The sequence below is a fragment of the Mesorhizobium sp. M00.F.Ca.ET.216.01.1.1 genome, assembly GCF_004010325.2.
Lineage (GTDB): Bacteria > Pseudomonadota > Alphaproteobacteria > Rhizobiales > Rhizobiaceae > Mesorhizobium.
Genome location: NZ_SADR02000283.1, coordinates 1 through 352, shown reverse-complemented (window position 1 = coordinate 352; position 352 = coordinate 1). Strand labels below are relative to the sequence as shown.

The following is a 352-nucleotide window of genomic DNA, read 5'->3' as shown; positions in this document are numbered from 1 at the left end:
TCATATCAAAGGACCATCTACTGGACAAGCCCCTTCTCTAAAAAATCTGCACGAGCAAAATGCGGCCACGCTGCGCGGCCCTCACTCGCCTTTGTTCTTGCCGAGATCGACACCGAGTTGCTTGAGCTTGCGATACAGATGCGTGCGCTCCAGCCCGGTCTTTTCCGCGACACGCGTCATGCTGCCGTTCTCGCGCGCGAGGTGATACTCGAAGTACGCACGCTCGAATGCATCGCGCGCATCGCGCAGCGGAATGTCGAACGAAATGGAGGCGGTTTGCGCCGCCAGCACCCCGCTGCCGTGACCGTCTGCGGACAGCATGGGCAGCGCCGCCGCCGAAGCCACCGCTGAC

General features: G+C 61.6%; 1 protein-coding gene. It reads right to left on the bottom strand.

Going from position 1 to position 352, the window contains the following annotated elements; translation table 11 throughout:
• Nucleotides 1–81: 81 nt before the first annotated feature.
• On the bottom strand, nt 82–352 hold a 271-nt coding region (locus EN859_RS36115; RefSeq protein ID WP_281015680.1), incomplete at its 5' end, for a helix-turn-helix domain-containing protein.